The organism is Microbulbifer marinus, from assembly GCF_900107725.1.
In the GTDB taxonomy this organism is placed as follows: Bacteria; Pseudomonadota; Gammaproteobacteria; order Pseudomonadales; family Cellvibrionaceae; genus Microbulbifer; species Microbulbifer marinus.
In genome coordinates this window covers 456,293-469,191 of record NZ_FNQO01000002.1, presented here as the reverse complement: position 1 = coordinate 469,191, position 12,899 = coordinate 456,293, and the positions used below count along the sequence as shown (strand labels likewise).

Annotated in this window: 12 protein-coding genes; 7 read left to right on the top strand and 5 right to left on the bottom strand. The window is 64.8% G+C overall.

Features of this window, described 5'->3' with window-relative positions; genetic code table 11:
• Window positions 1-16: 16 nt before the first annotated feature.
• The 4 genes from BLW36_RS09945 to rpmE all read right to left on the bottom strand — a co-directional run bounded on the left by BLW36_RS09945 (window position 17) and on the right by rpmE (window position 3,066).
• A complete protein-coding gene (locus BLW36_RS09945; RefSeq protein WP_091387802.1) occupies window positions 17-478 on the bottom strand; it encodes a hypothetical protein in 462 nt (153 codons plus the stop codon).
• A gap of 130 nt (window positions 479-608) precedes the next feature.
• Window positions 609-1,862 carry a malic enzyme-like NAD(P)-binding protein gene (locus BLW36_RS09940; protein ID WP_091387799.1) on the bottom strand — a complete coding sequence of 418 codons (1,254 nt, stop codon included), beginning with the start codon at window positions 1,860-1,862 and terminating at the stop codon, window positions 609-611.
• A gap of 122 nt (window positions 1,863-1,984) precedes the next feature.
• Window positions 1,985-2,824 carry a thermonuclease family protein gene (locus BLW36_RS09935; RefSeq protein WP_170833181.1) on the bottom strand — a complete coding sequence of 280 codons (840 nt, stop codon included), beginning with the start codon at window positions 2,822-2,824 and terminating at the stop codon, window positions 1,985-1,987.
• Window positions 2,825-2,853: 29 nt separating this feature from the next.
• A complete protein-coding gene (rpmE, locus tag BLW36_RS09930; RefSeq protein ID WP_091388643.1) occupies window positions 2,854-3,066 on the bottom strand; it encodes a 50S ribosomal protein L31 in 213 nt (70 codons plus the stop codon).
• A gap of 353 nt (window positions 3,067-3,419) precedes the next feature.
• Here rpmE and BLW36_RS09925 point away from each other — a divergent pair, with 353 nt between their 5' ends.
• Both BLW36_RS09925 and BLW36_RS09920 read left to right on the top strand, forming a co-directional pair.
• Complete coding sequence (locus tag BLW36_RS09925) at window positions 3,420-5,636, top strand: primosomal protein N' (RefSeq protein ID WP_091387794.1); 2,217 nt, start codon at window positions 3,420-3,422, stop codon at window positions 5,634-5,636.
• A gap of 104 nt (window positions 5,637-5,740) precedes the next feature.
• On the top strand, window positions 5,741-6,331 hold the full coding sequence (locus tag BLW36_RS09920) for an SPOR domain-containing protein (protein ID WP_091387792.1): 591 nt from the start codon (window positions 5,741-5,743) through the stop codon (window positions 6,329-6,331).
• 18 nt (window positions 6,332-6,349) lie between these two features.
• Here BLW36_RS09920 and BLW36_RS09915 read toward each other — a convergent pair whose 3' ends face one another.
• Entirely contained in the window at window positions 6,350-6,589 is a 240-nt protein-coding gene (locus BLW36_RS09915) for a DUF2798 domain-containing protein (protein WP_211567178.1), read from the bottom strand.
• 155 nt (window positions 6,590-6,744) lie between these two features.
• On the opposite strand from BLW36_RS09915, the gene hslV reads away from it, so the two are divergent.
• The 5 genes from hslV to BLW36_RS09890 all read left to right on the top strand — a co-directional run bounded on the left by hslV (window position 6,745) and on the right by BLW36_RS09890 (window position 12,510).
• Window positions 6,745-7,284: an ATP-dependent protease subunit HslV gene (hslV, locus tag BLW36_RS09910; RefSeq protein ID WP_091387790.1), complete on the top strand. Its 540-nt coding sequence runs from the start codon at window positions 6,745-6,747 to the stop codon at window positions 7,282-7,284.
• A gap of 200 nt (window positions 7,285-7,484) precedes the next feature.
• Window positions 7,485-8,807, top strand: a complete 1,323-nt coding sequence (gene hslU / locus BLW36_RS09905) for an ATP-dependent protease ATPase subunit HslU (RefSeq protein ID WP_244506211.1) — start codon at window positions 7,485-7,487, stop codon at window positions 8,805-8,807.
• On the top strand, window positions 8,808-9,182 hold the full coding sequence (locus BLW36_RS09900; RefSeq protein WP_091387788.1) for a gamma-butyrobetaine hydroxylase family protein: 375 nt from the start codon (window positions 8,808-8,810) through the stop codon (window positions 9,180-9,182). It abuts the gene before it with no gap.
• A gap of 155 nt (window positions 9,183-9,337) precedes the next feature.
• Window positions 9,338-10,873 (top strand): alkaline phosphatase, encoded by a 1,536-nt coding sequence (locus BLW36_RS09895; protein WP_091387786.1) that lies wholly within the window; start codon window positions 9,338-9,340, stop codon window positions 10,871-10,873.
• A 17-nt stretch (window positions 10,874-10,890) separates the two neighbouring features.
• Window positions 10,891-12,510 (top strand): alkaline phosphatase, encoded by a 1,620-nt coding sequence (locus BLW36_RS09890; protein WP_091387784.1) that lies wholly within the window; start codon window positions 10,891-10,893, stop codon window positions 12,508-12,510.
• The last annotated feature ends 389 nt before the right edge of the window (window positions 12,511-12,899 follow it).

Sequence of the window (12,899 nt, the reverse complement as noted above, 5' to 3'; positions counted from 1 at the left end):
CGCGTGCGCGACTGGTTCAGCTCGCGGCGCGGGCGGCGGATGCGGATTGTTCGGCGTCCTCGCCGGGCTGTTCCGGTTCGATCTCCGGCGGCTCTTCCGGTGTGACTTCCGGAGCCTCCTCGGGTTCCACCTCGGGTGCCTGTTCAGGGCCCACTTCGGGGTTGCTCTCCGGCGGCAGCTCCGGCGGCGTACCCGGCTCTATCTCCGGGGTGCCCTGGGCAGTTTCCGCCTCGGCGACCAGCTGGATCTCCCCCAGCGCCTCATCGGGGATCAGCGGCTGGCCCTTGGGATTCAGTTCGCACTGCAGCAGCTCGATGCGCAGGCTCACATCGCGGGTATTGGCTTCGAACATCTGGTTGATGGCGACATCCTTGTATTCGCTACGAAACAGCCGGTTGGCTTCGCGGCCGTCGATCCACTCGTTACTTTTGCTCAGAAACTGCTGGTGCTGGTTGGTCAGCACGTAGACGTGACTCATGGGGTAGGACAACTTTGATGCTGTAACAGAAGGGCAGTTTAGCGAGGGGGGCACTGCGGCTCAAGGAGACGTGCCGGCAGGGTGCGGTCAATGCCCGCCCCTGCGGGGTGAGACGCAGGGGCGGTGCGGCCTACTGGGCCTCGAGCGGGTAGTGCTGCGGATAGGGCAGCCGCGCCGCACCACTGTCCACCGCGGCGCGGGCCACGGCCGCGGCCACTTCCGGCAGCAGGCGCGGGTCGGTGGGCTTGGGCAGGATATAGTCGGCGCCGAAGCTCAGCTCGATACCGCCGTAACCCGCGCGCACGGAGTCCGGTACCGGCAGGTGCGCGATCTTGCGGATGGCCTCAATCGCCGCCAGCTTCATCTCCTCATTGATGCGGGTCGCGCGTACATCCAGCGCACCGCGGAAGATGAACGGGAAGCAGAGCACGTTGTTGACCTGGTTCGGGTAGTCCGAGCGGCCGGTGGCCATGATCAGGTCGTCGCGCACGCTATAGGCCAGCTCCGGCTTGATTTCCGGGTTCGGGTTCGAGCAGGCGAACACCACCGGGCGATCGGCCATGCGCTTGAGCTGCTCGGCGGACAGCAGGTCCGGACCGGAGACGCCGAGGAATACGTCGGCGCCCTCGATGGCGTCGTCCAGCGTGCGCATTTCGGTATCCCGAGCCCACTCGCCCTTGTAGGCATTGATGTCGGTGCGCCCGGAGTGAATTACGCCGCGGCTGTCGACCATGGTGATCTGCTCTTTCCGCGCCCCGGCAGCCAGCATCAGCTTGCAACAGGCGGTGGCGGCGGCGCCGGCGCCGAGGCATACCATGCGCACTTCGTCGATCTTCTTGCCCTGGATTTCCAGCGCGTTGAGCATGCCGGCCACGGTGACGATCGCGGTGCCGTGCTGGTCGTCGTGGAATACCGGCACCGGGCAGCGCTCGATCAGCGCCTCCTCGATATGGAAGCACTCGGGGGCCTTGATGTCCTCGAGATTGATGCCGCCAAAGGTGTTGGCAATGGCGGCTACGGTCTGGATGAACTGTTCCGGGCTGTTGGCGTCGACCTCGATATCGACGGAATTGATATCGGCGAAGCGCTTGAACAGCAGCGACTTGCCCTCCATTACCGGCTTGGAGGCCAGCGGGCCCAGGTTGCCGAGGCCGAGGATGGCGCTGCCGTTGGAAATCACTGCCACCAGGTTGCCCTTGCCGGTATACAGGTAGGCGGCTTCCGGATCCTTGGCGATTTCGCGCACCGGTTCGGCGACGCCCGGGCTGTAGGCCAGGGACAGGTCTTCCTGGGTCTGGGCGGGGGTGGTCAATTCTACCGATAGCTTGCCGGGTGTCGGCAGCGCGTGGTAGTCCAGCGCGGCCTGGCGCAATGATTCCGTCATGTTGGGAATGGTCTCTCGAATACAGCGGGGGAGTCTCTGCGGATTCCGCCCTGGTTACTGCGGGGGCCAGAGAATAACCGACAGCGCCTTGTTGCCACAAGTGCAAAAAACGAACGGGACCGTTAATTCCTACTAATAGAAAGGGTCAGGGGCGAGTCTACCGCAATAAACCAGCGCTTATTTTGCGGAAACCGAGATGAATATTTCTCGCCCCGGTCCACAAGCCAGCCTTTCACTTCGATTTGCGCCCCTTGCCAATTGCGCCACCTGAGCTGGCCAAAATCCCCGGTCCCGGCCGCATCGGTTAAGGGCAGGCGCAGGGCCACCGGACCGTCCAGCTCCAGCCACAGGTAGCGGTTGCGGTCCACTTCGCGCACGGTGCCGCGCAGCAGTACGAAGCCGCCGTCGCCGGGGCGCACATCCGCGGCGCGCTTGAGCGGCCATACGCCGGGGGCCCAGACGCCGAGGCCGCGGCGCCGCGCACTCTGTTCCCGCTGCGCCAGGCATTCCGCCAGGGTCAGGTTGGGGGCTATGGCGATATGAAAGGCCAGCCCCGCGGTCAACAGCGCCGCTTCGAGGCTGTCGCCGCGGTGGTTGTAGACGTGGGCCAGCAGGCGCCCGTAACGATCGTGGCGATCGCGGTCGTAGGCGATTGTGATCTCGCCGCCGGTGAGGAATTGGCGGGTGAACTCCCGCGCCTCCCGCGCCAGCGGCTGGGCCGCGCGCCCGCGCTTGGCGAGTTCCGGTGTATTGACGCCGATCAGGCGCAGGTGGCGGCCATCGCGCAGTACCAGCGTGTCGCCGTCCAGCACCCGGTCGAGCGCGACCCGCTCGTCCGCGTCGCCGAGGACACAGTCCGCGGCCGCGGGCAGGGCCAGCAGCAGGCCGCACAGGAGTGCCAGCAGCGGGGCATGAAAAAAGGCACCGAGGGAAACCCAGGGTGCCTTTCTTGCGGTAGTCACTGCGTGGCGCTCGGTAGCGCGGTGCGGACTTACTTGGCGATACGGCTGCCGAAACGCTTCTTGAAGCGATCCACGCGGCCGCCGGTGCTCGCTTCGCGCTGCTTGCCGGTGTAGAACGGGTGGCACTGGGAGCACACGTCCAGCTGGATGTCTTTGCCCAGGGTGGAGCGAGTCTTGATGGAGTTGCCGCAGGAGCAGGTAGCGGTAACGTCGACGTAATTCGGATGGATATCTGCTTTCATGGTTGCCTCTTTCGAATCCGCCACCCGATCTGTTGCCGAGCACGGAGCCGTCGTTGGTGCAGGAACCGGAATGGTTCCGGGCTGTTTAAAAAGTCGGCGCATACTATCAGATTAGCGTGGCGGTTCAAGCGCAAATACTCGTGTGTACTGTTTCACGCTAAATGGCACTTTCAGCGTTCCGCCCGAAGGGAACTCCCCAAATTGTCCACAGCCGCGTTGCAGCTCTTGGAAAGGGCCGCACCATTCCCTGCGAGCTGCGCCTTGCTGTGAACAATTTGGGGAGCTCTGTAAGCGCCATTTAGCGTGAAGCAGTACACTAGCGCCCTTTACTTTCAGGATGTACGAGGGGCGGGGTGCAGCAACAAGCGGTCAAACACAGCGTAATTCTACGGTTGGCGGTGCCTGTGCCGCTGCGGCGCCTGTTTGACTACCTGCCTCCGGAAGGGGTGGATAGCGCCGCTGTCGCGCCGGGCCAGCGCTTCTGGGTGCCCTTCGGCGGGCGCAAGCTGGTGGCGGTGCTGGTGGACGTGGTCAGTGAGTCCCCACTCGCCGAGCTGAAGCCGGCGCTGGAGCAGATCGACCGCGAGCCGCTGTTCGATCGGCGCAGCCGCGACTTCCTGAACTGGGCCGCCGGCTACTACCAGGCGCCGGCGGGCGAGATCTATGCCGCCGCCCTGCCCGCGGCGCTGCGCAAGGGCAAGCCCGCCGATCACTGGGCCGAACAGTGGCTCGAACTGACCACCGACGGCAAGGGCCTGCCCGAAACCGCCCTCGCCCGCGCGCCCAAGCAGCAGTCGCTGCTGCAGCTGCTGTTGAGCAGGGGCCGGCAGAGCCGCACCCAGCTGAAGGCGCTGGGTCATAGCAGCACTATTGTCCGCGCGCTGGCCGAGCGCGGCCTGGTCGAGTGGAGCGCGGGCCCTACCGTGCCGCCGCCGCTGCCCCCGGCCGAACCCACGCCGCCGCCCGAACTGAATGAAGAGCAGCGCCAGGTACTGGCCGCCGTCGCCACCGATCGCTTCTCCGCGACCCTGCTCGAGGGCACCACCGGCAGCGGCAAGACCGAGGTGTACCTGCGTCTGATGGCGCAGGTGCTTGCCGGGGGCCGCCAGGCGCTGCTGCTGGTACCGGAAATTGGTCTGACGCCGCAGACATTGCGCCGTATCGCCGCGCGGTTCCCCGGCCACAGCATCGCTGCGCTGCACTCCGGCCTCGCCGAGGGCGAGCGCGCCCAGGCCTGGCTGTCTGCCGCGGCCGGCCAGGCGGATATCGTCATCGGCACCCGCTCGGCGATACTGACGCCGCTGCCGCGCCTCGGCGCGGTGATCGTCGACGAGGAGCACGATGGTTCCTTCAAGCAGCAGGACGGGGTGCGCTACTCCGCCCGCGACCTGGCGGTGGTGCTGGGGCGCAACGCCGGTGTGCCGGTGCTGCTCGGCTCGGCCACACCGTCACTGGAGAGTCTGCACAATGCGCTGTCGGGCCGTTACCAGCACCTGCGCCTGCGGCAGCGCGCCGGCAACGCCCGCCCGCCGCAGATTCATGTGGTGCCGACCCTCGGTCAGCCGCTGCAGGAGGGTTTCGCGCCGCAGGTATTGCGCCATATCGGCGAGACCCTGGCGCGGGGCGAGCAGGCGCTGGTGTTTATCAACCGGCGCGGTTTCGCGCCGGCGCTGGCCTGCGACGACTGCGGCTGGCTGGCCGACTGTCCCTACTGCTCCAGCAAGCTGACCATGCACCGGCGGCAGCGCCAGCTGCGCTGCCACCACTGCGACTACCGCCGGCCGCTGCTGGACAGCTGTCCCCAGTGTCACAGCCGCTCCCTGTCCGCCCTCGGCGGCGGCACCGAGCGCAGTGAAGACTTCCTTACCCACACGTTCAGGGATTTTCCGGTAATCCGTGTCGACCGCGACACCACCGCCAGCAAGCAGGCACTCGACCGCCTGCTGGCGCCGGCCCGCGACGGCAAGCCGTGCCTGCTGCTGGGCACGCAGATGCTGGCCAAGGGCCACCACCTGCCGCGGGTGACCCTGGTGGTGATTCAGGATGCCGACGGCGGCCTGTTCAGCGCCGACTTCCGCGCCGCCGAACGCACCGGCCAACTGCTGGAACAGGTGGCCGGTCGCGCCGGCCGCGGTGACCTGGCCGGTCGGGTGCTGGTGCAGAGCCGCTACCCGGAACACCCGCTGCTGCAGCTACTGCTGGAAAAGGGCTACGGCGCCTACGCTCGCCAGCTGCTGCGCGATCGCGCCGTCGCCCAGCTGCCGCCACTGCGGGCGATGGCGCTGGTGCGCGCCGAATGCGAGGAGCCGCGCTGGGCGGAGGAATTCCTGCAGCAGGCGCGCGCGCAGATGCAGGCGCTGGCACCGCCGTCGCCCGAGCTGCAGTACCTGGGGCCGGTACCGGCGCTGCTGGAGCGCAAGTCCGGGCGCTTCCGCTTCTATGTGCAGATCACCGCGGAAAAGCGCGGCCAGTTACAGCCGCTGCTCGCACGCTTTTGTCAGTGGGCGGAGGGTTACAAGAATCGCCGCCTGCGCTGGGCGGTAGATATGGATGCGCAGGAACTTTCATAAGCGTCGGGCGTGAATTTGCATTCCGGCCACCGCGGCGGCGGCGAATGGCGTTACAATTCCGCTCTGCCGACCGAAAGATTTAGAAGAACAGGGAAGAGCATTCCATGAGCCGTCGCAATGCCAGTCGCCGCAACAGCAGTTCCGCAGGCAAGCCCGCCTGGGTCTGGTTTGTTCTGGGCAATTTTGTCGGCGGCTTCGTGGTGTTCATGATCTTCCTGAACGGACTCAAGCAGGACGGCAAGCCTGCCGCTGTCGCCAAACGCCAGCCGCCGGCCAAGCAGGCGGAGGACAAGTCCGACGCGCCGCGCTTCGATTTCTACACCCTGTTGCAGGAAAACGAGGTGGCGGTACCGCCGCCGAAAAGCGCCAAGCCGGCGCGGCACAACGGCACAGCTGACACTTCTTCCCCTACCAGCTCCAACGCGACTTCTGGCGGTGCGCGCAGCGAGGCGCCGCTGGTCTACATACTGCAGGCGGCGTCATTCCGCGATGCGGCCGAGGCCGAGCGGCTGCGCGCGCAGCTGACCCTGGCCAACCTGGACGTGAAAGTGGAAACCGCCACCGACAGCCGCGGTACCTGGCACCGGGTACTGGTCGGCCCTTATTCCAGCCGCTCCCGCGTCGCCAAGGCGCGCGAAATACTGGCCGATCACAAGCTGATGCCGCTGGTACTGAAGCGCCCGGCCAAGACCTGACCGGCTGCAGTCCTCTCCTCAAAGCTCCGTCGTCTGCACCAGCCTGCGCGTCAGCCGGTGGGCGAGCGGCGCGATCACCGAGACCAGCGGAAACGCCACCACCCACGCCACCAGCCAGGCGCGCAGCCAGCGCAGCGCGAAGCCGCCGTCGAGTCCGGTGTTGATAAAGGTGATGACCCCGGACATCAGCAGCGACATCAGGCAGGACATGATCAGCGCGAACACGGGGGTGTAGTAGCGCGACGAAAGGGAAGCCAATGCAATACTCCACAGGAGTTAGAACGCGCGCATTATAGGCATTTGCCCGCCCCGTATTGAAATTCCGCCCCGCCGACCACACTTACAGAGTTCTCCTGGCAGAAGCCGCCCGCGGCGCCTGCTGCAGCACGAGCCAACTATCCAAGAGGCCTTCAGTGGAACAGTATCGCGGAACCACCATTCTCTCCTGCCGCCGCAACGGCAAAGTCGTGATCGGCGGCGACGGCCAGGTCTCCATGGGCAACACCATCATGAAGGGCAATGCGCGCAAGGTGCGCCGCCTGCACAACGACAAGGTGATCGCCGGTTTCGCCGGCGGTACCGCCGATGCCTTCACGCTGTTCGAGCGTTTCGAGGCCAAGCTGGAGGCCCACGGTGGCCAGCTGACCCGCGCCGCCGTCGAGCTGGCCAAGGACTGGCGCACCGACCGCGCCCTGCGCCGGCTGGAGGCGCTGCTGGCCGTAGCCGACGCCACCGCCAGCCTGATCATTACCGGCAACGGCGACGTGATCCAGCCGGAGGACGACCTGATCGCGATTGGTTCCGGCGGCCCCTTCGCCCAGTCGGCCGCCCGCGCGCTGCTCGAGAATACCGAGCTGGATGCGCGCACCATCGTCGAGCAGGGTCTGAAGATTGCCGGCGATATCTGTGTCTATACCAACCAGAATCACACTATTGAAGAACTGAGTTACTGACGAAGTACTGCAACCCGAATTGAAGGAGGCGTGCTGGGGCGAGGGTTTCAAAACTGTCGGAAACACGGACGTTTCCGACAGAGCGTACAGGGATGTATTCACAGCGGTTTTGAAATCCTCGGCCCAGTGCGTCGCCGCCACTGCAACCGCTTGTATGGAGCGGTGACCAGACCAAAGCGAATTTGCTACCGAGAGTTTCTATGTCCCAGTCCCAGATGACCCCCCGCGAAATCGTCCACGAACTCGACCGCCATATCGTCGGCCAGCAGGACGCCAAGCGCGCCGTGGCCATTGCGCTGCGCAACCGCTGGCGGCGCATGCAGGTCAGCGAGGATCTGCGCGCGGAAATCACCCCGAAGAATATCCTGATGATCGGCCCCACCGGTGTCGGCAAGACCGAGATCGCCCGCCGCCTGGCCAAGCTGGCCGGCGCGCCCTTTATCAAGGTCGAGGCGACCAAGTTCACCGAAGTGGGCTATGTCGGCCGCGATGTGGAATCGATCGTTCGCGACCTGGTGGAAATGGCGGTGAAGCTCGAGCGCGAGAAGGCCATGGCCGGGGTCGAGCAGCGGGCCCTGGATGCCGCCGAGGACCGTATCCTCGACGCGCTGCTGCCGCCGGCGCGTTCCACCGAACCCGGCGACAAGGATTCCAGCACCCGCCAGATGTTCCGCAAGAAGCTGCGCGAGGGCCAGCTCGACGACAAGGAGATCGAAATCGACATGTCGGTCGCGCCGATGGGGGTGGAAATCATGGCGCCTCCCGGCATGGAGGAGATGACCAACCAGCTGCAGGGCATGTTCTCGAATATGTCCCAGGGCAAGACCAAGAAGCGCAAGCTCACCGTGAAGCAGGCGCTGAAGCAGCTGACCGACGAGGAAGCGGCCAAGCTGGTCAATGATGAGGACGTGAAGACCCGCGCGATACGCGCCGCGGAGGAAAACGGCATCGTGTTCCTCGACGAGATCGACAAGGTGGCCAAGCGACAGGAAACCGGCGGCGCCGACGTGTCCCGCGAGGGCGTGCAGCGCGACCTGTTGCCGCTGATCGAGGGCAGCACCGTCACCACCAAGTACGGCATGATCAAGACCGATCACATACTGTTTATCGCCTCCGGCGCCTTCCACTTGTCCAAGCCGTCCGACCTGATTCCGGAACTGCAGGGGCGCCTGCCGATTCGCGTGGAACTGGACTCGCTGACGTCCGGGGACTTCCAGGGCATCCTCACCGAGCCGTCGGCATCGCTGACCGAACAGCAGAAGGCGCTGCTGGCCACCGAGGGTCTGCAGCTCGAGTTCACCGACGACGGCATCCGCCGCATTGCCGAGGTCGCCTTCGAGGTCAACGAGCGCACCGAAAATATCGGCGCGCGCCGCCTGCACACGGTGCTCGAGCGCCTGCTGGAGGAAATCTCCTTCGACGCCGGCGACAACGGCAAGACGGTGACCATCGACGGGGCCTATGTCGACAGCCACCTCGGCGAGCTGGCCCAGGACGAAGACCTGTCGCGCTTTATCCTGTAGATGAAACCGCAAAAAATTCGTCTCAACCGCGCAGAGAAAAGCCTGCAGATTGTATTCGCCGATGGCGAATACACATTGCCGGCGGAGTACCTGCGCGTCTTCTCTCCCAGCGCCGAGGTGCGTGGCCACGGCGGCGCCGAACCGGTGCTGGTCAGTGGCAAGCTGCATGTCGGTATCGATGGCGTCGAGACTGCCGGGCGCTATGCGCTGAAGATCAATTTCGACGATGGCCACGACAGCGGCATCTATACGTGGGAATACCTGCGCGAACTTGGCAAAAACTACGCAAAAAACTGGGATGAGTATCTGCAGCGCCTGCGCGCGGCCGGCAAGGGCCGCGACCCGGATGAGAGCGCGGTAAAAATTATCGGCTGATTGCTAATTAAAACGCGCTAAAGCAATAGTTTTCTCAACGAGAAATTCATGCTGCCGGTCGCGCAACCTTAACCGGCACGTAATTTCCGCGTCACTCCCGCGTCATATTCCCGGACTCTAATGCACGGCAAATAAACGAGTACCGGAGATCTTCCATGGCAAAGCGACTTGCCCGCGCGCTCCGCGCGTGCTGTTTTTTCCCGTTAATTCCCGCAGTCCAGGCCGCCGACCTGCCGGATTACCAGCGCAACAGTGCCTGGTTTACCGATGGCGACAGCCGCGTCGAAACCCGGGCGGTAGAATCCCGCAGAGACAAGACGGCGAAGAATGTGATTCTGTTCGTCGGCGACGGCATGGGTATTTCCACCCTGACCGCGGCCAGAATTCTCGAGGGTCAGCTCCGCGGCGAGGACGGCGAGGAAAATACGCTGTCGTTCGAAGAGTTCCCCTACAGCGCACTGATCAAGACCTACAACACCAATCAGCAGACTCCGGATTCCGCCGGCACCATGACGGCGATGATGACCGGTGTTAAAACGCGGGCCGGTGTCATCAATATTGATAGCGCTGCGCTGCGCGCCGACTGCGCCGGCAGCAAGGGCCACGAGCTGAACACCTTCCTCGAGCTGATGGAGAGTCGCGGCAAATCCACCGGTATCGTCTCCACCGCGCGCATAACCCACGCCACGCCGGCGGCCACCTACGCGCGCAGCCCGGAGCGGAATTGGGAGTACAGCGCCGACGGCGACTGCAAGGATATCGCCGCGCAGCTGGTAGAAATGGAATTCGGCGACGGTATCGATGTGATTCTCGGCGGCGGCCGCCGCAATTTCATTACTACCGATGCCGGCGGCAAGCGCGAAGACGGCCGCGACCTGACCAGCGAATGGCGGCAGCGCTACGACGGTGAACAGCAGGCGCAGTATCTGCAGAGCGGTGCGGACCTGTCCGCGCTGGACCTCACCGCCACCGACAAGCTGCTGGGCCTCTTCACCAGCAGCCATATGAGTTACGATGCCGACCGCGTGGCAACAGGCGCCGACGAGCCGAGTATCGCCGAGATGACCAGTGCGGCGATCGACGTACTGCAGAAAAACGACGACGGCTACTTCCTGATGGTGGAGTCCGGCCGTATCGACCACAGCCACCACGCCGGCAATGCCTACAACGCGCTGCACGATGCCATCGCCTTCTCCGATGCGGTGGCAGCGGCGCTGGACAGGGTGAACCTGGACGAGACGCTGATCCTGGTGACCGCGGACCACAGCCACGTGATGACCATCGCCGGCTATCCGACCCGCGGCAATCCGATTCTTGGCAAAATGGTCACCAATGGCGCCGACGGCGCGCCGCTGGCGGATGCCGGTGCGGCGGCGGACGGCCTGCCCTACACGACGCTTTCCTACGCCAACGGCCTGGGTTATGCCGACCTAGATGACGAGACAGATGCGGATGCCCGCTACGACACCGCGGCGGATACCGGGCGCAAGGATCTGAGCGCTGTGGATACACAGGCGCCGGGCTTCCACCAGGAGGCACTGGTGCCGCTCGGCTCCGAGAGTCACGCCGGCGAGGACATCAGTCTGCACGCGATCGGCGCCGGCGCCCGGCTGGTGCAGGGCACGCTGGAACAGAGTGCAGTTTTCCATCTGATGGTCGGTGCCACCGGCCTGCCAGTGACCGCAGAATAATTTGGGGGTAAATAACGATGAAAAAATTCAACAAACTGGCCCTGGCCTTTACGATTACCGCACTGGTCGCCGGCTGCAGTGACGACAATTCCGGCTCCGACGAAATGGCCGCGCTGCCGCAACCGGAACCGGCGCCGGAGCAGCAGGTACTCGGCCTGTCCGCGGCGCAGCGCGAAAGCAGCTGGTTCCAGAACGGCGAGCAGGCGGTGGACCGCGCGCGCGATCAGGTGATCAACAACACCCCCGGTGCGGCGAAAAATATCATCCTGTTTGTCGGCGACGGCATGGGCATTTCCACGGTCACCGCCGCGCGCATTCTCGCCGGCCAGCAGCAGGGCCTTAACGGCGAGGAGTACCAGCTCAGCTTCGAGAAGATGCCGTTCGCCGGCCTGATCAAAACCTACAACACCAATCAGCAGACTCCGGACTCCGCCGGTACCGCCACCGCGATGGTCACCGGGGTCAAAACCAAGGCCGGTGTACTCAGCGTCGCCGAGGACGTGGCCCGCGGCGATTGCGCGGCCAGTCTCGAACGGCAACTGACCACTTCATTGGAACTGGCCGAAGGGCTCGGCAAGAGCACCGGTATCATCAGTACTGCGCGCGTCACCCACGCCACGCCGGGCGCCACCTACGCCAAGGTGCCGGAGCGCGGCTGGGAATACAAAGCGCCGGTGGGCTGTACGGACATCGCCGCGCAGCTGGTGGAGCTGGCTGCCGGTGATGGCATCGACCTGGTGCTCGGCGGTGGCCGCCGCGGCTTCCTGCCGACCAGTGTCACCGATCTCGAGGGCAAGGCCGGCAGGCGCGAAGACGGCCGCAACCTGGTGACCGAGTGGCAGAGCCGCTACGAGGACGGCGTCACCAATTCCGCCTATATCGAGGACCAGGCCGGCTTCGACGCGCTCGATATTGCCGCCACCGACAAGCTGCTGGGTCTGTTCAACTCTTCTCACATGCAGTACGAGGCAGACCGCGGCAACGATGTCGCCGGCGAGCCGTCCCTGAGCGAGATGACCGCGAAGGGTCTGCAGCTGCTGCAGAAAAACGACAACGGCTATTTCCTGATGGTCGAAGGCGGCCGCATCGATCATGGCCACCACGCCGGCAGCGCCTACAACGCGCTGTCCGATGCGGTGGAGTTCGCCAACGCGATTCAAGTGGCAATGGACAACACCAGCGCCGAGGACACGCTGATTATCGTCACCGCGGACCACAGCCACGTGATGACCATCGCCGGCTACCCGACGCGTGGCAACCCGATCCTCGGCAAGGTGGTGGGCAACGATGGCAGCGGCCAGCCGGAGACGGCACCGAGCCTGGCCGCCGACGGCCTGCCCTACACCACCATCAGCTACGGCAACGGCTTCGGCTATGCGGATTTCGGTGACGAGACCGACGCCGACGAGCGCTACGGTCACCCCGTCGACACCGGCCGCAAGGACCTGACCCATGTGGACACCACCGCGCCCGGCTACCACCAGGAAGCGCTGGTGCCGCTGGCATCGGAATCCCACGGCGGTGAGGACGTCGGCATCTGGGCGCGCGGCCCCGGCGCGCACCTGCTCAGTGGCACCAACGAGCAGAGCTACATCTTCCATGTGATGGCGCGCTCGGGCGGCCTGCTGGGCAACTGAGCCGATCGGCCAGCCCGCCAGAAAAACCCCGGCAGTGGTGACGCTGCCGGGGTTTTTTCATGGAGCGGAGCACTCTGTGACGCCCCGGCAGCACTTCTGCTATCATCTCGCCCGCACAACCTAAGGGGTGGCTAAAAGCCATTTCATAACTACTGCGCGTGCGCCTGACGGCGCTCAGCGGTGCTCGGAATGCTCATGTACTTATGTACATTCCGCTTCCTGCGCTCCGGTGAGCACCACCAGACGCCCGCTCGCTACGTTATGAACCGGCTTTCAAGACCTGAGATGCTTTTCGAGCAAACCCTTGAACCTGATCCGGTTAATACCGGCGTAGGAATAGGTAAAGATTCAACAATCCTCCTCACGTCGCACTCCGGGTCTCTTTCACT